This is a genomic window from Stenotrophomonas terrae (genome assembly GCF_001431465.1).
Classification (GTDB): Bacteria; Pseudomonadota; Gammaproteobacteria; order Xanthomonadales; family Xanthomonadaceae; genus Stenotrophomonas; species Stenotrophomonas terrae.
In genome coordinates this window covers 23,949-43,405 of sequence record NZ_LDJJ01000028.1, presented here as the reverse complement: position 1 = coordinate 43,405, position 19,457 = coordinate 23,949, and the positions used below count along the sequence as shown (strand labels likewise).

21 protein-coding genes are annotated in these 19,457 nt (G+C 63.5%); 7 read left to right on the top strand and 14 right to left on the bottom strand.

All coding sequences use genetic code 11. The features are described 5' to 3' along the window. Nucleotides 1-46 precede the first annotated feature (46 nt). Together ABB27_RS08745 and ABB27_RS08740 are read left to right on the top strand one after the other, a co-directional pair. Nucleotides 47-325, top strand: coding sequence for a type II toxin-antitoxin system RelE/ParE family toxin (locus tag ABB27_RS08745; protein ID WP_057628406.1), 279 nt, complete (start codon nt 47-49; stop codon nt 323-325). Beyond that, entirely contained in the window at nt 325-618 is a 294-nt protein-coding gene (locus ABB27_RS08740) for a HigA family addiction module antitoxin (protein ID WP_057628317.1), read from the top strand. The genes ABB27_RS08745 and ABB27_RS08740 overlap by 1 nt, the downstream gene beginning before the upstream one ends. A 15-nt stretch (nt 619-633) precedes the next feature. Here ABB27_RS08740 and ABB27_RS08735 read toward each other — a convergent pair whose 3' ends face one another. Next, nucleotides 634-1,116, bottom strand: a complete 483-nt coding sequence (locus tag ABB27_RS08735) for a glutathione peroxidase (protein ID WP_057628405.1) — start codon at nt 1,114-1,116, stop codon at nt 634-636. 154 nt (nt 1,117-1,270) lie between these two features. Here ABB27_RS08735 and ABB27_RS08730 point away from each other — a divergent pair, with 154 nt between their 5' ends. Continuing rightward, on the top strand, nt 1,271-3,442 hold the full coding sequence (locus tag ABB27_RS08730) for a M3 family metallopeptidase (protein ID WP_057628316.1): 2,172 nt from the start codon (nt 1,271-1,273) through the stop codon (nt 3,440-3,442). 330 nt (nt 3,443-3,772) lie between these two features. On the opposite strand, the gene ABB27_RS08725 is transcribed toward ABB27_RS08730, so the two are convergent. The 7 genes from ABB27_RS08725 to ABB27_RS08695 form a co-directional block, all read right to left on the bottom strand. Continuing rightward, a complete protein-coding gene (locus tag ABB27_RS08725) occupies nt 3,773-4,774 on the bottom strand; it encodes an HlyD family secretion protein (protein ID WP_057628315.1) in 1,002 nt (333 codons plus the stop codon). A gap of 9 nt (nt 4,775-4,783) precedes the next feature. Further along, nucleotides 4,784-4,981, bottom strand: coding sequence for a DUF1656 domain-containing protein (locus tag ABB27_RS08720; protein ID WP_057628314.1), 198 nt, complete (start codon nt 4,979-4,981; stop codon nt 4,784-4,786). Further along, on the bottom strand, nt 4,971-7,118 hold the full coding sequence (locus ABB27_RS08715; RefSeq protein ID WP_083491215.1) for an FUSC family protein: 2,148 nt from the start codon (nt 7,116-7,118) through the stop codon (nt 4,971-4,973). The genes ABB27_RS08720 and ABB27_RS08715 overlap by 11 nt, the downstream gene beginning before the upstream one ends. A 7-nt stretch (nt 7,119-7,125) precedes the next feature. Further along, entirely contained in the window at nt 7,126-7,620 is a 495-nt protein-coding gene (locus ABB27_RS08710) for a MarR family winged helix-turn-helix transcriptional regulator (protein WP_057628312.1), read from the bottom strand. A gap of 90 nt (nt 7,621-7,710) precedes the next feature. Then, on the bottom strand, nt 7,711-8,886 hold the full coding sequence (cfa, locus tag ABB27_RS08705; RefSeq protein ID WP_275452863.1) for a cyclopropane fatty acyl phospholipid synthase: 1,176 nt from the start codon (nt 8,884-8,886) through the stop codon (nt 7,711-7,713). Beyond that, nucleotides 8,846-9,673 carry a DUF3298 and DUF4163 domain-containing protein gene (locus ABB27_RS08700; RefSeq protein WP_057628310.1) on the bottom strand — a complete coding sequence of 276 codons (828 nt, stop codon included), beginning with the start codon at nt 9,671-9,673 and terminating at the stop codon, nt 8,846-8,848. The genes cfa and ABB27_RS08700 overlap by 41 nt, the downstream gene beginning before the upstream one ends. A 61-nt stretch (nt 9,674-9,734) precedes the next feature. Then, nucleotides 9,735-10,028: a GNAT family N-acetyltransferase gene (locus ABB27_RS08695; protein ID WP_057628309.1), complete on the bottom strand. Its 294-nt coding sequence runs from the start codon at nt 10,026-10,028 to the stop codon at nt 9,735-9,737. 197 nt (nt 10,029-10,225) lie between these two features. On the opposite strand from ABB27_RS08695, the gene ABB27_RS20105 reads away from it, so the two are divergent. Continuing rightward, complete coding sequence (locus tag ABB27_RS20105) at nt 10,226-10,390, top strand: hypothetical protein (RefSeq protein ID WP_170183051.1); 165 nt, start codon at nt 10,226-10,228, stop codon at nt 10,388-10,390. Nucleotides 10,391-10,501: 111 nt separating this feature from the next. On the opposite strand, the gene ABB27_RS08690 is transcribed toward ABB27_RS20105, so the two are convergent. Together ABB27_RS08690 and ABB27_RS08685 are read right to left on the bottom strand one after the other, a co-directional pair. After that, the gene (locus ABB27_RS08690; RefSeq protein WP_152984510.1) at nt 10,502-11,113 is read right to left on the bottom strand and encodes a rhomboid family intramembrane serine protease; all 612 of its coding nucleotides are present in this window, start codon (nt 11,111-11,113) and stop codon (nt 10,502-10,504) included. A gap of 11 nt (nt 11,114-11,124) precedes the next feature. After that, entirely contained in the window at nt 11,125-12,693 is a 1,569-nt protein-coding gene (locus ABB27_RS08685) for a POT-type proton-dependent oligopeptide transporter (protein WP_057628307.1), read from the bottom strand. A 179-nt stretch (nt 12,694-12,872) separates the two neighbouring features. On the opposite strand from ABB27_RS08685, the gene ABB27_RS08680 reads away from it, so the two are divergent. Then, a complete protein-coding gene (locus tag ABB27_RS08680) occupies nt 12,873-13,682 on the top strand; it encodes an endonuclease/exonuclease/phosphatase family protein (protein ID WP_057628306.1) in 810 nt (269 codons plus the stop codon). A gap of 404 nt (nt 13,683-14,086) precedes the next feature. Here the strand turns inward: ABB27_RS08680 and ABB27_RS08675 are convergent, their stop codons facing one another. Further along, the gene (locus ABB27_RS08675; protein WP_057628305.1) at nt 14,087-14,698 is read right to left on the bottom strand and encodes a superoxide dismutase; all 612 of its coding nucleotides are present in this window, start codon (nt 14,696-14,698) and stop codon (nt 14,087-14,089) included. A 281-nt stretch (nt 14,699-14,979) separates the two neighbouring features. On the opposite strand from ABB27_RS08675, the gene ABB27_RS08670 reads away from it, so the two are divergent. After that, nucleotides 14,980-15,453: a guanyl-specific ribonuclease gene (locus ABB27_RS08670; protein WP_057628404.1), complete on the top strand. Its 474-nt coding sequence runs from the start codon at nt 14,980-14,982 to the stop codon at nt 15,451-15,453. After that, complete coding sequence (locus tag ABB27_RS08665; RefSeq protein WP_057628304.1) at nt 15,450-15,899, top strand: barstar family protein; 450 nt, start codon at nt 15,450-15,452, stop codon at nt 15,897-15,899. The genes ABB27_RS08670 and ABB27_RS08665 overlap by 4 nt, the downstream gene beginning before the upstream one ends. 202 nt (nt 15,900-16,101) lie before the next feature. Here ABB27_RS08665 and ABB27_RS08660 read toward each other — a convergent pair whose 3' ends face one another. From ABB27_RS08660 to ABB27_RS08650, 3 genes are all read right to left on the bottom strand, one after another. Beyond that, nucleotides 16,102-16,527, bottom strand: coding sequence for a VOC family protein (locus ABB27_RS08660; RefSeq protein ID WP_338061719.1), 426 nt, complete (start codon nt 16,525-16,527; stop codon nt 16,102-16,104). An 86-nt stretch (nt 16,528-16,613) separates the two neighbouring features. After that, entirely contained in the window at nt 16,614-18,497 is a 1,884-nt protein-coding gene (locus ABB27_RS08655) for an ATP-binding cassette domain-containing protein (RefSeq protein WP_057628302.1), read from the bottom strand. A 34-nt stretch (nt 18,498-18,531) separates the two neighbouring features. Next, nucleotides 18,532-19,437, bottom strand: a complete 906-nt coding sequence (locus tag ABB27_RS08650) for a LysR family transcriptional regulator (RefSeq protein WP_057628301.1) — start codon at nt 19,435-19,437, stop codon at nt 18,532-18,534. Nucleotides 19,438-19,457 lie beyond the last annotated feature (20 nt).

Below are 19,457 nucleotides of genomic sequence, written 5' to 3'. Positions count from 1 at the left end.
CGGCCCGGCACCATGTTGCGCGATGCGCAACATGCTACAGTCAAGCATGATCAGGCCATTCCGTCACAAAGGGCTGCGCAAGCTCTATGAAACCGGAAGCACGGCAGGCATACAGGCCAGTCATGGAAATCGCCTGCGCCTGCAGCTGGCCGCACTTGATACCGCCCAGACAATCGAGGACATGGACATCCCCGGGTTTCGCCTGCACCCGCTGAAAGGTGAAATGAAGGGGCGCTGGTCAATTGCAGTAAACGGCAACTGGCGCGTCACCTTTGAATTCAAGGATGGCAACTGCCATGTAATCGACTACGAGGACTATCACTGATGAGCATGCATAATCCGCCGCATCCCGGCACGTTCATTTCAGGCATCTATCTGGAACCGAACAATGTCAGCGGTCGCGAGCTGGCCCAAGCACTTGGCGTTTCCGCATCGACCTTGAGCCGGGTGTTGAACGGCAGCAGCCGGGTCAGCCCTGAAATGGCGCTGCGCCTTTCAGTCGCCCTGGGGCGCAGCCCCGAAAGCTGGCTGGCGATGCAGGACGCACATGATCTCTGGGTCGCCCGTCAGCACGTCGATCTGAAGACTGTAGGCCGCCTGCAGCTAGCTGCGGCTTGACGACGCAACGCCCGCTCAGCCCAACGCCGCCCGGATATCTGCTTCCAGTGCCTCCGGCCGCGCGGTGGGTGCATAGCGCGCGATCACCTGGCCGTTGCGGCCAATCAGGAACTTGCTGAAGTTCCATTTGATCGCGGCGATGCCCAAGGCGCCGCGCTTCTGCCGCTGCAGCCACTGCCATAGCGGATCGGCGTCGGCGCCGTTGACCTTGAGCTTGGCCGACATCGGGAAGCTGACCCCGTAATTGAGGCTGCAGAAGGCCTGGATGTCCTCGGCATCACCCGGCTCCTGATGGCCGAACTGGTCGCAGGGGCAGCCCAGCACTACCAGGCCCTGTGGGCCCAGGCTTTGCCACAGCTGCTCCAGGCCCTGGTACTGCGGGGTAAAGCCGCATTTGGAGGCCGTGTTGACGATCAGCAGCACCTTGCCGTCAAACGCTGCCAGCGGCAGCGGCTGGCCGTCCAGCGCCGTCAGCTCGAAATCAAATGCATTGGGCATTGCGCAGCTCCAGTCAAGACAGCCAGCGTACGCCATCACGGCGCCAACGGCATGCAAGATGTGGCCTTTCAACGCAACCATGCCATTCGACACACCCCTGCGGGCGCGCCTGCAGGTACCCTGAATGATCAGAATTTTTACCGGAGTTGCCGCCTTGAACACCCGTCTTGCCCTTGCCCTTGCCGCGACCCTGGGCCTTGCCCTGCCGGCCTACAGCCTGACCGCGAACGCGGCGACCACCCAGTCGGCACAGCAGGCCAACCCGTTCTTCGCTGAAAGCCCGCTGCCGCTGCACTACCCGCAGTTCGACAAGATCAAGGACGCCGATTTCGCGCCGGCCTTCGACGCCGGCATGGCGCAGCAGCTGCAGGAAGTGGAGGCGATCGCCAACAACCCGGCCGCGCCCACCTTTGAAAACACCTTGATCGCGCTGGAAAACAGCGGCGCCGTGCTCGACCGCGCCACCACCGTGTTCTTCTCGCTGATCGGCGCCGACACCAACGACGCGCGCAAGAAGCTGCAGGGTGACTACTCGGCCAAGTTCGCCGCACACAGCGACGCCATCAACCTCAATGGCAAGCTGTTCGCACGCATCGAAACCCTCTACAACAACCGCGCCAAGCTGGGCCTGGATGCCGAGAGCCTGCGCCTGGTTGAAAAGTACTACGACAACTTCGTCCGCGCCGGCGCCAAGCTGGGCGACGCCGACAAGGCCAAGCTCAAGGCGATGAACGCCGAGCTGGCCAACCTGGGCACCAAGTTCAGCCAGAACGTGCTGGCCGAGGTCAACGCCTCCTTCATCGTGGTTGACGACGTCAAGCAGCTGGACGGCCTGTCGGCCGAGCAGATCGCTGCCGCTGCCGAGGCCGCCAAGGCCCGCAAGCTGGACGGCAAGTACGTCATCGCCCTGCTCAACACCACCGGCCAGCCGCCGCTGACCAACCTGGCCAACCGCGAACTGCGCCAGAAGATCTACGAAGCCTCCATCTCGCGTGGCAGCAAGGGTGGCGAGTACGACAACACCGCCCTGGTCTCGCGCATCATGACCCTGCGCGCCGAGAAGGCCGCGCTGATGGGCTTCCCGAACTTCGCCAGCTATTCGCTGGGCAACCAGACCGCCAAGACCCCGGAAGCAGTCAACGCGATGCTGGGCCAGCTGGCCCCGGCCGCGGTGACCAATGCCAAGCGCGAAGCCGCCGACCTGCAGGCGATGATCGACAGCGAGCAGAAGGCCGCCGGCAAGCCGAGCTTCGAGCTGCAGCCGTGGGACTGGGCCTTCTACAGCGAGAAGGTGCGCCAGGCCAAGTACAACTTCGACGAATCGCAGCTCAAGCCCTACTTCGAGCTGAAGAACGTGCTGGAGAACGGCGTGTTCTTCGCCGCCGGCAAGGAGTTTGGCCTGAGCTTCAAGCAGCGCACCGACCTGCCGGTCTACCACGACGACGTCACCGTCTATGACGTGTTCGACGCCGACGGCAGCCAGCTGGCGATCTTCATCTTCGATCCGTACGCCCGCGAGTCCAAGCGTGGCGGTGCGTGGATGAACGCCTATGTCTCGCAGTCGGGCCTGACCGGTGACAAGCCGGTGGTGGCCAACCACCTCAATATCCCCAAGCCGCCGGCCGGCAAGCCGACCCTGCTGACCTGGGACGAAGTGACCACCACATTCCACGAATTCGGCCATGCGCTGCACGGCATGTTCTCGGACGTGAAGTACCCCTACTTCGCCGGCACCGCCGTGCCGCGTGACTTCGTCGAGTTCCCCTCGCAGGTGAACGAGATGTGGTCCGACGAGCCGACCATCCTGGCCAACTACGCCAAGCACTACCAGAACGGCTCGGCGATGCCGCAGGCACTGCTGGACAAGGTGATTGCCGCCTCCAAGTTCAACCAGGGCTTCGCCACCACCGAATACCTGGGCGCGGCGATGCTGGACCAGAACTGGCACCAGATCGGTGTTGGCCAGATCCCGGCACCGAAGGACGTGATGAAGTTCGAGCACGAAGCACTGGTCAAGGACGGCATCTACTACGCGCCGGTCCCGCCGCGCTACAAGACCCCGTACTTCAGCCACATCATGGGCGGCTATTCGGCTGGCTACTACGCCTACATCTGGTCGGAAGTGCTGGACGCCAACACCCAGAAGTGGTTCCGCGAGAATGGCGGCCTGTCGCGCGCCAATGGCGACCATTTCCGCAAGACCCTGCTGTCCAAGGGTGGCAGCGTCGATGCGATGGAGCTGTTCCGCAACTTCGCCGGCCATGAGCCGCAGATCGAGCCGTTGCTGGAGAAGCGCGGCCTGACCACCGGTGCTGCTGCCAAGTAAGTTGCTACTGGTTTTGATGGAATGAAAACGCCCGGCTTTGCCGGGCGTTTTCATTGCTGGGTGGGGCTGAGTCAAAAGCTTCCCCTCATCCGCCCTTCGGGCACCTTCTCCCGCACGCGGGAGAAGGAAGGTGTTCGGCATTGCGGGGGGCTGAAGCATTGCTAGCGCTCGCGCATTCCGCAGCAAACCAACAGCGCAAGGAAAGCCAGCATTCCCTTCTCCCGCCTGCGGGAGAAGGTGCCCGAAGGGCGGATGAGGGGGGCTTTACGCATTGGCTTTACGCCTTGGCCGCTCAACAACCCAACGCGCAATACCAAGTCCAACCAACCCCTACCGCCCGGCCTCCACAATCACCGTCGCAGTCATGCCATTGGCCAGCACAACACCTTTCGCAATCGAACCGGCGTCCAGCTTGATCCGTACCGGAATACGCTGCGCCAAGCGCACCCAGTTGTAGGTCGGATTCACATTGGCCAGCAGGTCACTGCCGGTCGGGCTGTCCGCATCGGTGATGCCGTGCGAAATGCTTTCGATATGGCCATGCAGCTCCTGCCCGCTCATCAGCTGCACGCGGGTGCCATCGCCCACATGCAGCCGCGCCAGCTTGGTCTCTTCGAAATAGCCATAGACCCAGAACGAATCGGTATCAATCACCGCCAGCTTGGCCGCACCTGCTGTGGCGTAATCACCCTGACGAACCTCCAGATTGGTGACGTAGCCGTCCACCGGCGCACGCACCTGGGTGCGCTCCAGGTTCAACTCCGCCGTATCCAGTGCCGCCTGCGCCTGCTCCACCGCCGCCAGTGCCTGCTGCTGCGAGGCACTGGCCTGTTGCCGGCTGGCCTGCGCCTGCGCCACACCGGCCCGCGCTGCCTGCGCCGCGCTGAGCGCATCGGTGCGCGATTCCTCGGAGATCAAGCTGCCGGTGATGCGTTGGCGGCGTTCGTACTGCTGCTCGTAACGGCTGGCATTCGCGCTCTGCTGCGCTGCGCCGGCAGCCGCGACCTGGATGCTGGCACCGGCCGCACGCGCCGACGCCTGTGCCGCGGCCAGATTGCCGCGTGCCTGGTTCAAGGCGTTCTGATAGCGCGCCGGATCAATCTGGTAGAGCACGTCGCCACGCTTGACCAATTGATTGTCGCGCACCGCAACCGCGCTCACCGGGCCGGACACATCCGGCGCCACCCGCACTACTTCCGCCCGCAGGCGGCCTTCGCGGGTCCACGGCGAATACATGTAGTGGCGCCACATCGCCATCGCGATCAAGGCGGCAATCACCACCACCACGGCGGTGATGGAGAAACGAAGAATGGATTGGACTTTGGGGGACATGGGGAGTTCTCAGAACAGCAGCAGGCCGAAGCCACCAAACAGACAGATGAAGATCGCGGTACGGAACAAGGCCGGGTGCCAGACATTGCGGTACCAGCCGCGACGCCCGGCCAGCGTGTCCAGTGCCCACACCAGGACGCAGACAAGCAAAAACAACAGCAACAGGCCAGGAAACAGGGTTCCTGCAAATGCGATTTCAATGGGCATGGACAGGGCGCTCCTTGGTCGGTTCGGACGAGGTGATGTAGGCCGCCATCACCGAGTGGTCGTCCACCATCGCCAGACGCACCAGCCGCAGATGCAACAGCACGCGTGCCGCTACTCCGCGCCCCTCGGCCTGCGCCCGGGCCAGCACCACCGCCGCCTCCAGCGCACGGTCCGCACGCTGCCATCCCAATGCACTGGGTAGCGCGAAGAAGTCGGACAAGGCCAGCACCACCGCATCCACGTGTTGATGCAACTGCGTCGACGGCGGCTCATGCGCCACGTCGTGACGAAGATGGATCAGTGCACGACCGGTTTCATTGACCGCCAGCGCCCAGGCCAGTTGCTCGCTGGATTCGGCGCTGCCCGGCGCGGTGTGCGCGACGATCTGGTGCAGCAGGTCGCTGTTGCTGCTTTCAAAACGATGCTGCAGGCCTGGCAAGGGCGCCTGCGCGGCCAGGCGTACCTGCGCACGCAGGCCAGCCATCTGTCGCCGCCGCAGCCATGCCGTGCCTACCAGCGGCGGCATCAGCGCAAAGCTCAACACCGCCGCGCCCATCGCGAACATATGCGAGGTGCCTTCATTGAAAAATCGCAGCGGATCAAATGCGTGCAGGCTGCTGATGGCCAGGATATTGACCAGGCCCATGGTGTAACCCAGGCCGAATACCGACAGCTTGGGCCGGCTGACCATATAGGGCCCGACCAGGAAGAAAGGCAACAACCCGGCAGCAAACAAGGTGTAACCCTCCATCCGGGTCAATACCGTGTAATCGCAGACGTAGGCCGCCAACACGCCCAGCAGATAGCCCCAGGCGACCTTGCCGGTCATCCGCGCCGCATTGGGAACGGTGGCGAACAGGCCGGAAAAAATGGTCGCCAGCAGCATCACGTTGACCGCCATCGCCCAACCACTGGCCGCCCAGAACGCGCCCAGCAGCAACATCGTGATGGCTGTGCGGGTGAAGGCCACCGCCGCACCGGCATAGTCATTGCCCCGGATGAAATGCGCACGTGCGTCGTCCTGGGTTGGCGCGACCTGCAGGGTCAGCTGCCCGCGCGCATACACATACTGCTCGAGCTCCTTGACGAACCGCCGCAACAACTCGACGCCGACAGCAAAGTCCTCGGCCTGCGCCTCGTCTACCAGTTCCTGCCGCAGCTGCGCCGCACGTGCGCGCAGGCCTGCGCGCACTTCGTGGACCTGTCCGGCCAGCTGCCCGGGCTGCTGCTCGCTGGCCTGCAAGGCCAAGCCCAAGGGCTGGTACAGCGCCTGCAAGGCCCGCCCCGCCGCCGGATCCGGCTGCCGCAGCAGGCGGTTGATCAGATGGTGCAATGACTGAAAGGTGGTGGACGCGGCCATGAAGCGCTGGTTGAAACGTTGCAGATGAGCGCTGCGCGCGCGTGCCTCGGGGTCTTCGAAAATCACCGAACTACGCAGGTCTTCCAGCGCGACCGCATCGCGCACCACGCGCAGATGGGCCTGCTCCATGCGCTCGCGCGCGACCTCGCCCAGCAATGCGCCGCGCATGAAAGCAAGGAAATTTTCGTACTGGCTGCTGACCGCTGCACGCAGGGTGTCGCGCAGGCGCACCGGAAATATCGTGTCGCTGATCACCGCGGTCACCAGCAGGCCGAGCAACACCTCGCTGATACGCGCCACCGCCGAATCGAAGATCTGCCCCGGATGGGTGGAGATGACCGGCAAGGCGATGATCGCAGCGGTATAACCAGCCAGCACGAAGGCATAGGACTTGAAGTTGCGGTGCAAGGTGGCACCGGCGGTACAGCCGGCAATCCACAACGCCATCAACACCAGGAAGGGCTCACGCTGCTGCGGGAACAGGCCCACGATCAGCAACGCAGCCGCCGCCCCGACCAGGGTGCCCAGCACCCGGTAGAACGCCTTGGCCAGCACCATGCCGCTCTGCCGGTGCATCACGATGACCGTGGTCATCATCGCCGTGCCAGGCTGTGGCAGCTGGAAACGCATTGCCAACCAACCGGTCAGGAAGAAGGCCACGGTGGTGCGCAGCACGAACAGCCAGGTATCACCCTCGCCTTTGAGGAACGCGCCCATGCCCGCATGCCAGGGCGCTGCCGTGGCGGGTGCGTTTACCGATGTTGAAGTAGCAGACATGGCGTGCTCAATTGGCCTCGATGCCGGTCAGCATCTTTTTCAGCAGGCCCTCAAGCTGGTGCTGCTCGCCCTCGTCCAGGCCCTGCGTCTGCATGACCAGCAGCTCGGCCATCTTCGGCAGCAGCCTCTGTACGCAGGCCACGCCATCAGCGGTCAGGTGCAGGCCCAGCTTGCGCCTGTCGCTGCTGTCCGGAATGCGTTCCAGCAGGCCCTTGTTGCACAGCTGATCGGTGAGCCGGGTGATGTTGGCCGACTTCTCGGTGGCGGCCTCGGCCAGTTCCGATGGCGTCAACGGACGAGTCGGCGTGCCGTACAGCATCATCAGGATGTTGTACTCGGCGTGGCTGAGCTCGAACTCACGCAGCACACTGTTGGCGCGGTCATGCACTGCCTTGTAGACGCCCTTGACCAGCCGCACCAGTACCGCTGGCTCACGCGGGAACCCTGGCCAACGCGCACAGGTGGCGTCGATCCGTACTTCGGTCGCGTCGAAACTGCTCATGGCTCATCCAGCTCATCCAAGGATGAGGCGGATAATACACAACTGAAATATAAACTTCTAAAACAGTTTTGCAGTTACAGTGTTCTGCATTCAGCGCGGTGACAGATAGCCGCCGCGAACCCCACGCGGTGACAACACCAGCTGCCACAGCTGTGAGTGGCGGGTGCGGAAGGTTGCCATGGACGCGGCCAGGTAGAAGCGCCACATGCGCCGGAAGTGCTCGTCGTAGCGGGCATCCAGCTGCTCCCAGGCAGCTTCGATATTGTCGCGCCAGGCCTGCAGGGTGCGGTCATAGTCGGTGCCGAAGTTGTGCCAGTCCTCCAATACGAACAGGCCCTCCATCGCATGGGTGATCTGCGCCGCCGAGGGCAGCATCGAGTTGGGGAAGATGTACTTGGCGATCCAGGGATCGGTGCGGTCGCGGCTGATGTTGGTGCCGATGCTGTGCAGCAGGAACAGGCCCTCATCGCCCAGGCAGCGCCGCGCGACCTCAAAGTAACGACGGTAATTCTTGACCCCGACATGCTCGAACATGCCCACCGACAGGATGGCATCGAACGGCTCATCCAGCTCCCGGTAATCCTGCAGGCGTATCTCCACCGGCAAGCCAGCGCACAGCTGGCGGGCGAATCCGGCCTGTTCCTGTGAAATGGTCACGCCCACGCCCTCTACGCCATGGCGTTCGGCCGCATATTTGAGGGCTTCGCCCCAACCGCAGCCGATATCCAGTACACGCATGCCTGGCCGCAGGCCAAGCTTGCGGCAGATCAACTCCAGTTTGGCTTCCTGCGCCTGATCCAGATTGCTGGCATCGCGCCAGTATCCGCAGCTATAGACCAGCCGCTTGCCCAGCATCGCCTGGTAGAGATCGTTGCCGAGATCGTAGTGGCGCTTGCCAACCTCGTAGCTGCCCTGCCCGCTCTGCAGGTTGAACAGCTTGGCCTTGAGCGCGTCCCAGACCTCGCCACCGCCATGCACGCGCTCGTCCAGGCGGGCATCCAGCAGGTGGGTGAGCAGGCCATCGAGCGAATGGGCCTGCCACCAACCTTCCATGTAACTCTCGCCCAACCCCAGCGAGCCGTCGGCCAGCACCCGCGCATAGAAGCGCGGGTCGAGGATATCCAGGTCCTGCGGCCTATCACCCCCGGGGGTGATGTCGGCCTCCTGCAGCAGTGCTTCCACACGTCGTTGCAGCCCCGCATCCATCACTGACCTCCTGTGTGCTTCAGGGGTGCGCGAACAGCCCCCGGTAATCCGCCGCCACATGCGGCAACAACACCGCAGCCGGGACATCCACGGTCTGCGTGCCATCCGAATACGGCCCCACCTGGTACGGCGGGAACACGAAACGCAATGCGGCGATCTTGCCCGTGGCATCCATCACCGGCTGGAACTGGCCGAAGTTGGTGGCGTCGGCCGCAGTGCCTTCATCGATCATCTTGGACAGATTGCGGACCTGGGCCTGCTGCTCCTCCGGCGACATGTCTTCGCCCTGCGCGCGCACCGTGGCCTGCTCCAGCAGTTTGTCCTCGGTGAAATCGCTGATCGCCTGCCAGCCCTTGGCGTCGGCAATAAGGTCGTCAGCCTTCAGCAACTGCTGCTGCTCGGGCAACCATACAAAACGGGCGACCAGCGGCTGGCCGTGGGCGCCGCCGGTATAGCTGCTGCCGTCGGCAGACACCGCCACCACGGCCGGCGTTTCCACCAGCATGTCGAAGGCAAGTGACAGTTCGTAGGGCGCGGTGGGCTTGTCGTTGCCCAGCTCGGCCACCGACTTCAACAGGTCGGCCTTGGCATGGCCGGCATAGTCGCTCAATGCATTGGCCAGACCCGGATACTTGGACGCTGCCGGCGGGTAGCTGATACCAATCACATAGCTGGGGGTGTTCTCGATCACATCGTGCAGATCAGCTGCCGCAGGCGCAGCCACAACCGGTGCCTGCACCGGTTCCGCGGCCGGGGCGACCGGCGCACCCTGTTCCTCCTGCTTGCAACCAGCCAATGCCAGCAGCAATACCGCTGCGGCAGACGATCCCCGTACCAACCTGTTCATGCCCTTTCAATCCTTAGAAGTTTGTGCGGCCGCCCGGTCGGGCTTGGCCATGCCCCTGCAATTATCCCAGCAGGTCCGCGTATTCGCCATGGCGTTGCAGGAAGGCCGCCGCATAGCTGCAGGCCGGCACCACCTTCCAGCCGGCAGCGCGGGCATGATCCAGCGCAAACCGGGTCAACTGCGCGGCGATACCGCGGCCGCCAATCGCCTCGGGCACCACGGTGTGGGTAATGACCATCACCCCGTCCCGCAACCCGTAGTCCAGTACCGCAAGCGCGCCATCGACGGTGGTCTGGAACCGGTGCGCGCCGGCGTCGTGCTCGATGCTTGCTGGCGATGGATTGTTTGAGGTCATGGCTGCTCCTGCGGGACACGAAGGGATCGGTGAAGGCGACGTGATGACGCCTGATCAGACAGGAACGCCGCTGTGCGTCACTTTCCGACATCGTCTCCGACTGCGCCAGCGCAATCAAACCCTGATCTGTGTCTCAAAAGCTGGCACGGCTTTTGCTGTGTATATCCACAAACAACAGACAGCAGGCCAGGTGCCCCATGTTCGACAATGACAGCACGATGCAGATTCCGTCCAACGACCATGATGCCACCCTGCTCGAGGGCCTGTTCCAACTGACCGTCGCCGGTGACACCCGTAGCTGGGAATTCAAGAAGATCGACAGCGAGGTCTACTCGCGCCTGCTCGACAGCTACGCGGCCTGAGCCAGACTCAGCCGCTTACCCACCGCGCCAGCGCGGTGGGCGATGCAGCGCCGGCGGAGTAAGCCGGCGCTGTTGCATCCGGGCCACTGCCGGCCCCGTCCTTGGCCCCGATCAGAAGCGGAAAGTGGGATTCATCAGGCTCTGCAGGAAATGCTGCAGCAGCTCCGGCTCCATGATCAGCATGAACATCACGCCGAAAGCGGCGCCTGACAGGTGCGCGCTGTGGTTGACGTTGTCACCGCCCTTCTTGTCCATCCAGATGCTGTAGCCCACGTAGAACGCAGCATAGACGATGGCCGGGACCGGGATGAACATCACCAGGATCAGCTTCCACGGTGCGATCAGGATGTAGGCGAACAACACCGCCGAGACTGCACCCGACGCGCCAAGGCTCAGGTAGTTGGGGTTCTTCTGGTTCTTCAGGTAGGTCGGCAGGATCGATACCACCAACGCCGCCAGGTAGAACAGCGGATACACCCACCACTGCCCGGTGATGCCGAGCATGATGACCTCGATCGAACGGCCGAAGAAGTACAGGGTGACCATGTTGAACAACAGGTGCCCGAAGTCGGCGTGGATGAACCCGTAGGTCACCAACCGGTCGTACTGCTTGTGCTTGTCGATGGCTGGCGGCCACAGGATCAGCCGATCCGCCAGCTTGCGGTTGTTGAACGCCATCCACGACACCAACGCAGTGATGGCGATCAGGATCAGGGTGATGATTCCTTGCATGTTCAAACAGCCCGGTAGTTGTCGACCATCTTGTAACGGCGCGCATAGATGCCAAATGCCAACGCCGCGATGAACGCAAAGCCGGCAAAGAAGAACATCAGGAAGGCCGTCTCGCTCAAGCCGGTGCTGGCGATGCGGTCGGTCACCGCATGGTTGCGCACCGCTGCGTTGGACAGCAGCACCCACAGGTTACCGATGGTGGTGGTCAGGTTCCAGAAGCTCATCACCACGCCCTTCATCGAGGGCGGCGCCTGGCTGTAGGCAAACTCCAGGCCAGTGGCCGAGACCAGCACCTCACCGAAGGTGAGCAGTGCATACGGCAGGATCTGCCAGAAGATCGACATGGCGTCGCCACCGTCCATCACCATCTGGATGCAGCCAACCACGATCCAGGCCAGGCCACTGAAGGCGATACCCGCGGTCATCCGCCGCAGCGCGGTCGGCTCGAAACCGAAGCGGCGCAGTGCCGGGTAAAGCACCAGGTTGTTGAACGGGATAAGGATCATCACCAGCAGCGGATTGAGCGCCTGCATCTGCGAGGCGGTGAACCAGCTCGGCATGCTCATCTGCTGGCCCTGCAACACCCAGGTCGAGGCCTTCTGGTCGAACAAGGAGAAGAACGGCGTGGTCAGGGCGAAGATCACCAGCACCTTGAGCACCGAGCGCACGCCTTCGACAGCGGCCTCCGGGTGCACGATACGGGCGCGGTCCAGCTGCAGCATGGTGCCGCCGCCGATGCCGGCCAGCACCGCCACCAGCGCCAGACACAGGCAGATCACGATGCCCAGGCTGGGCACCAGCGCGAACGAGGCCAGCGCCAGCACCACGCCCAGCACGGCTACCACCAGGCCCATGCGACCCTGGCCCGGCGCCTGCGCCAGCAACGCGGTACGCACCACGTTGGCGAAGGAATGCGGATCCTTGGGCGGCAGCGGCACCAGCACATAGCGCTTGCGGCCCAGCCAGAACACGAAGGTGGCCACGAACATCAGGATACCGGGGATGCCGAACGCCCATTGCGGGCCAAGGTTCTTCAGCGCCAGCGGGATCAGCAGCGAGGCAAACAGCGAGCCGAAGTTGATGATCCAATAGAAGGCGTCGAACACCAGCTTGGCCAGGTGCTTGTTGCCCTGGTCGAACTGGTCGCCCATGAACGAGGCCACCAGCGGCTTGATGCCGCCGGCACCCAGCGCGATCAGCCCCAGGCCAAGGAAGAAGCCCTGCCGGCTGCCCTCGAACAAGGCCAGGCAGAGGTGGCCGGCGCAGTAGATCAGGCTGAACCAGAGAATGGTGTGGTATTTGCCGAAGAAGCGGTCGGCCAGCCAGCCACCGAGCAGCGGGAAGAAATACACGCCGATCATGAAGCTGTGCATGATGTCCTTGGCCTCACCCGCACGGCCTTCGGAGGTGATCTCCTGCAACAGCAGCGAGGTGATCAGGAACTGCACCAGGATGTTGCGCATCCCGTAGAAGCTGAAGCGCTCGCAGGCTTCGTTGCCGATGATGTAGCCGATCTGGCGCGGCATCTTTGCCTTGGGGTCCGGGGCTGCTGCCACGTGATTGGTCGTCATCTGAGGGCGATCCGTGAATACAAAGGTTGCAAGCGTAACGCATCACGCCAGGAACCAGAGCAGCCCCCGATCAGTAAAACGCCTACCGCCTGTAGAGGTAAAACCTTAGTACAAAACCATGCACAAGCCCTCTACGCGGAAAGTACTAGCATGACAGTCCCTCACCACGAGGCCTTGCAATGCTGCGCTGGGGCTGTTTTGGACTGCTTGTCCTGTCATTTGGCGTACTGGCCGAGCCGGTACTGCCGGTCATAAAAATCGCCAATCTGCGCCTCCCGGACAGCGGCGAAAGCTGGGTTGGCCAACGCGACCGTATCGCCCAGTTGATGGAGTCACTGCGTCCGGACGTGATCATCGTGCAGGATGTCCGCCAACGCGGGACCGCCAGCAACCCGGCCTGTTGGCTGGGCACCCGGCTCAAGTACAGCTGCGATTTCATCAGCGCCGACCGCCCCAGCCAGTCCGAACGCCGCGGCAACGCCGTGCTGACCCGGCTGACCGCACAGCAGGACGGCATCACCCTGCTGCACGGCGATGAAGCCCCCGCCGCCGCCGGCATGCAACGCCTGCAACTGCAGCAGGCGCTGCTGAACATCTACGCGGCCAGCATGTGCCCCACCGACAACACCGCGGTGTCGCGCGGCCATCAGGCGGCCGACCTGCGCTCATGGATGGATGCCACCGCCGAGGGACTGCCCTCGCTGATCATCGGCGACTTCGCCGCCCCCACCGAGGAGCTGGTGCGACAGCTGCCGGGCTACCAGCCGGCGCGCAGGAATCCATCCAACCAGCGTAGCGATGCCGATCCAGCAGCCGGTGCCCGCCACGGCCTGGACGTGCTGTACCAGGTCCGCAGTTTTGCCGATATCACCCAACAGCCAATTCAACTACCCGCCAGCGATGCGCAGACCGCGCCCGAGCCGCTGGGCATGATGGCGACGCTGCGTATCACCCGGATTCCGGCCAGCGTTGACGCTGAGCAGCCCTGAAGCGGCAACGGGCCGGCAGCTGGCTGTGGGAGCGGCGTAAGCCGCGAAGCTGGCGCTGCAGAAACCCCTGGCATCTGCGCCATCTGATGATGTGTCTGCTTCGCGGCTTACGCCGCTCCCACAAATGGGCTGCCCCACAAGCAAGTGTTCCTGAAACAACAAAGGCCGGGCGATGCCCGGCCTTTGTTGTGCTCTGGCTGTAGGAGCGGCGTAAGCCGCGAAACTGGCGTTGCACAAACCCTTGGCACCTGTGCCATCTGATGATGTGTCTGCTTCGCGGCTTACGCCGCTCCCACAAACCGGGCTGGCCCACAACCAGGTGTTCCTGAAACAACAAAGGCCGGGCGATGCCCGGCCTTTGTTGCGGTAGCGACTACATCCGCCACCACTTCAGGTCACCGCAATCAGGCGATTGCTTCCTGGTAACGACGCTCCACTTCCTTCCAGTTGATCAGGCTGTAGAAGGTTTCGATGAACTCGGCGCGGCGGTTCTGGAACTTCAGGTAGTAGGCGTGCTCCCACACGTCAATGGTCAGCACCGGGGTGCGGCCTTCCATCAGCGGGCTTTCCTGGTTGGAGCTCTTTTCCACCAGCAGCTTCTTGTCGGCGCCGACGCTCAGCCACGCCCAGCCAGAGCCGAACTGGGTCAGCGCAGCCTTGGTGAAGGCTTCCTTGAACTTGTCGAAACCGCCAAGCTGCTCGTCGATGGCCTTGGCCAGCGCGCCGCTCGGGGTGCCACCGGCGTTCGGGCCGATCACGTCCCAGAACAGCGAATGGTTGCCGTGGCCGCCACCTTGGTTGCGCACGCCCTGCTGCAGGTTTTCCGGCAGGGTCTTGACCTTGCGCAGCAGCTCATCGATCGGCAGGTCGGCGTATTCGGTGCCTTCGACCAGCGCGTTGAGGTTGTTGACGTAGGTCTGGTGGTGCTTGGAGTAATGGATCTCGACCGTGGCCGCATCCATGTACGGTTCCAGCGCGTCGTAAGCGTAAGGCAGCTTGGGCAGGGTATAGGCCATCACGGATCTCCTTGGGTATATGCCTGGGGGTCTGTGCCCGGAAAGCCCGGGCGATACAGATGCAGAGGTGAATGGTAGGCAGGAACGCTCAACTTACCAAGGCCGATGTAAAGGAAACTTTGTCCCGTCATCGGGATCATCGTTTTTCGGGCACTTTTCGCAGGCATTGTTATCGGCCCGTGAACCAGCACGACAGAAACAGCGCATGAACCGATCGTTCAACAAAAACCAGCGCGCAGCGTGATAATCATTCTCCTTTCCTTGACTGACCGCCTTTGCTGATGCGCAAGCCCTCTCTTCTGGTTATCGCCATCGTCCTGCTTGTTGCCGGCCTGTGGGGCATGCGCGTGGCGCAGCAGCCACCGCCGCCACAGTTCGCGCCATCGCTGGGCGTTGGCAGCCCAGCAGACACCCATGCGCAGGCAGAAGGCAAGGCACAGTCCAGCCCGGCAACCCAGGCCGATCCATTACCGGGGTTCCTGCCTGCCGAAGCACGCGCGACCATCGCCCTGATCCAGCGTGGTGGTCCGTACCCGCACCGCCAGGACGGCAGCACCTTCGGCAACCGCGAGCGCCAGCTGCCGCAACGGCCACGCGGTTATTACCGCGAATACACGGTGGATACACCCGGGCTGGACCATCGTGGCGCCAAGCGCATCGTGACCGGCGGTGATCCGCCGGATGCCTGGTATTACACCGATGACCATTACGAGAGTTTCCGCAGCTTTGAAGTCCCCTCCAGGAGTACGCCATGAGTTACAGCGGTTTCGACATGGGACTGGAAGACGTCAGCCAGGCCGGTGTCTACGGCGTGGGTGATGGCGACCTGGGTGGACTGGCAGCGGTGGCGCGTGATGCCGGCCTGCGCGTCTGCCGCATCGATCTGGAAGGTTGTGCCGACAAGCGCACCTTGCTGATGCGGATTGGTACGCAACTGGATTTCCCCGCTGGCTGGAGTCGCAACTGGGATGCCCTGTCCGACGGCCTGCGTGACCTGTCATGGCTGCCGGCCAACGGCTATGCGCTGCTTTTCAGCGATGCCAATGACCTGCGCCAGGGCAGTTCGGCGGATTTCGATACCTTGCTGGATGTGCTTTCCGAAGCATCGGCGCGCTGGGCCGAAGACAACGTCGCGTTCTGGGCCTTCCTCGAACTGCCCGGTGGTGGCGAGGAAGCCGCGGGCGACGACGAGGAAGAATAAGGGTTAGCGCTCACTCTTCCCTTTGGCCTTTGGCGACGTACTGAGCCCTCCCTTTGGCAACGCCAAGGGGAGGGTTTGGGAGGGGTGCTGTTGATCTTCGCGATGGATTCGCTACCTGCGTAGCGGCAGATCTACAGCGAAAAGCACCCCTCCCCAGCCCTCCCCTGCACCTGCGGTGCAAGGGAGGGGGCAAAGCCGTGCTTCAGCCTGCGACCGACGCCGGACCCTTCAATTCAATGGTGTTTCCATCGGGGTCGCGGAAATACAGCGATAGCCCATCTCCCTCGGCGCCGAAGTTGACCTCCGCCGCAGCCAACGGCGTTGCGCCATGCGCGGACAGATAGGCAAGCAAGGCCGCTTCATCGAAGGGCTCGATGCGCAGGCATAGATGATCCAGGTTGCGCGCCTCCGGCCCAGGCCCTGCACCACCGCGTGCGCCCAAGCTGCCATCAAGGCTGATCAGGTCGATCATCGATGTGCCAGCGCGCAGGTGCACCAAGCCCAGGTGCTCGCGACGGCGCACCACCTCGCAGCCCAGCACGCTGGAATAAAGCGCAATGCTGCGCTCCAGGTCGCGAACCCGGAACACCACATGATCGATACGCTCAACCTCAAACGGTCTTTTCATCATCGCCTCACAGCATCCATGGACACCATCCTGCCGTCCCGAGTGAGGACGGCAGGTGAAGCAACGCGCTGACTCTTACGAAAGGCTCAGGCGTCCAGTTCCTGCCAGCGTGCGTAGGCGGCATCCAGCTCGGCCTGCACCTTGGTCAGCTGCTGGGTATGGGCGGTGACCTCGGCGCTGGAGCGGGTATAGAACGAGGGATCGTTCATCGCCGAAGTCAGGCCTTCCACATCCAGCTCCAGCTTTTCGATCTTGGCCGGCAGTTGCTCCAGCTCACGCGCATCCTTGAAGCTCAGCTTGCGCTTGGGTGCAGCATCAGCAACCGGAGCTGCAGGCGCTGCCGTCGCCGTCGCCGAGGCCTTGGCCACCGCCATTGCGGTCTGGGTCGGGGCCGGGCGTTGGCGCAGCGAGTCGCTGTAGCCACCAATGTAATCGCCCACCTTGCCCTCGCCTTCCAGCACCAGCGTGGAGGTCACCACGTTGTCGAGGAAGTCACGGTCATGGCTGACCAACAACAAGGTACCGGTGTAGTCGCCCAACAGCTCTTCCAGCAGCTCCAGGGTTTCCACGTCCAGATCGTTGGTCGGTTCATCCATCACCAGCAGGTTGGACGGCTGCGCGAACAGCTTGGCCAGCAGCAGGCGATTGCGCTCACCACCAGACAGGCGGGTGATCGGCGCGCGCGCGCGTTCCGGGGTGAACAGGAAGTCCTGCAGGTAGGCATGCACATGCTTGCGCTTGCCATTGATGTCGATGAAGTCCGCGCCTTCGGCCACGTTCTCGATCGCGCTCCAATCCTCGCGCAGGGTGGCGCGGTACTGGTCGAAATAGGCGATCTGCAGGTTGGTGCCCTGGCGCACTTCGCCGCTGTCCGGCTGCAGTTCGCCCAGCAGCAGCTTCAGCAAGGTGGTCTTGCCGCTGCCGTTGGGGCCGATCAGGCCAATGCGGTCACCGCGCAGGATGACGGTCTCGAAATCCTTGATCATCACCCGCTCGCCAAAGGCGAAGTTGATGTTCTTGATGTCGATGACCTTCTTGCCGGAGTTCTCCGCACCGGAGGCTTCCAGCTTGACGTTGCCACTGAGCTCGCGGCGCTGCACGCGCTCGTTGCGCATGGCCTTGAGCCGGCGCACGCGGCCTTCGTCACGGGTACGACGGGCCTTGATGCCCTGCCGGATCCACACTTCTTCCTGTGCCAGCAGCTTGTCGAAGCGGGCGTTCTCCTGCGCCTGCGCGTTGAGGCGCTCTTCGCGGCGACGCTCGTAGTTTTCCCAATCGCCCGGCCAGCTGGTGACCTGGCCGCGATCGATTTCAACGATGCGGGTAGCCAGCGCACGCAGGAAGCGACGGTCATGGGTGACGAACACCACGCAGCCGTTCCAGCCCTTGAGGAAGGTTTCCAGCCAATCGATGGCTTCGATATCCAGATGGTTGGTCGGTTCGTCGAGCAGCAGCACGTCCGGGCCGGCGACCAGCGCACGCGCCAGCAGCACCCGGCGCTTCATGCCGCCGGACAGGCGGCCGAACTCGGCATCTCCATCCAGATCCAGCTTGGTCAGGGTTTCCTCGACGCGCTGGTCCAGACCCCAGCCATCGGCGGCATCGATCTTGGCCTGCACATTGCCCATGGCCTCGCCGTCGAATACCTCGGCGTGGCTCAGGCGATGGAATTCGGCCAGCCAGTGGCCGAGTTCGCCCAGGCCATCGGCGACCACGTCGAACACGCTGCCGGCAGCGCCATGCGGCACTTCCTGCTCAAGCCTGGTGACGCGCACGCCCTGCTGCACGCGCACCTCGCCGTCATCGGGCTTGAGCTCGCCAGCCATCAGCTTCATGAGAGTGGATTTGCCGGCGCCGTTGCGGCCGATCAGGGCGATACGCTCGCCAGTCTCGATCGACAGTTCGGCTTTTTCCAGCAACAACGGGCCGCCGACGCTGTAGTCGACGTTCTGCAAGGTAATCAAAGGCATGGGCGTATTGTACGGGCTATGGCAGCAGCCGCGCTCAATCGTCGCTAAACACATCCGCCGGCAGCCCCAGCAACTGCCGCAGACTGGCCGGAATCCGCTTGCCCGGGTGGCGCACCACCCACAGCTGACGCTGCAGCGGCGGCAGTGGCGTTGCCAGTACGCGCAGCTTGCCCAGGGTTACCAGATCGGCCACCGCGTGTCGGGACAGGCAGGCCAGGCCCAGTCCCGCCACCGCGCCCTGCTTGATCGCCTCGGTGCCGCCCAGCTGCAGCACCTCGGCAAAACCATGCAGATGCGGCAGCAAGGCCTGCTCGGCGGCTTCGCGGGTGCCCGAGCCCGGTTCGCGCAACAGCCAGCGGGCCTGCCGCAGCATCGCCAGGTCCGCCCCATCGCTGAACCGTGATGCCAGCGGGTGGCGCTCGCCAAATACGATCACCAGTTCATCCTGCCGCCACCGCGCGACCTCCAGCCCCGGCTCATGGCTGGGCCCTTCGATCAGCCCCACATCCACTTCCAGTCGTTGCACCGCAGTGGTGACCTCGCGGGTATTGCCGATCACCAGTTCGACCTGGGCGTGCGGATTCAGCTCCTGCAGGTCGGCAATCCGCGCCGGCATCAGGTAATTGCCGATGGTGGTACTGGCGCCCACCTGCCAGCGCACCGCCGCGCCGGTGGGGCTGTCGGCCCGGAACCGACGCTCGATGTCATTCACCCCCGCCAACAGGGCACGGGCCTGCGGCAACAGGGCGCGGCCATGGCCGTTGAGTACCAGCCGGCGACCGATACGGTCGAACAGCGCCAGCCCCAACAGGCTTTCCAACTCGCCCAGCGCCGCACTCACCGCCGATTGCGACAAACCCAGCAGCTCGCCTGCCGCCGTGGTCGTGCCGGCCTCGGCGATCCCCGAGAAAATCTGCAGTTGCCGCAGCGATAGATGCATGATCTATCCAATAAATTGGT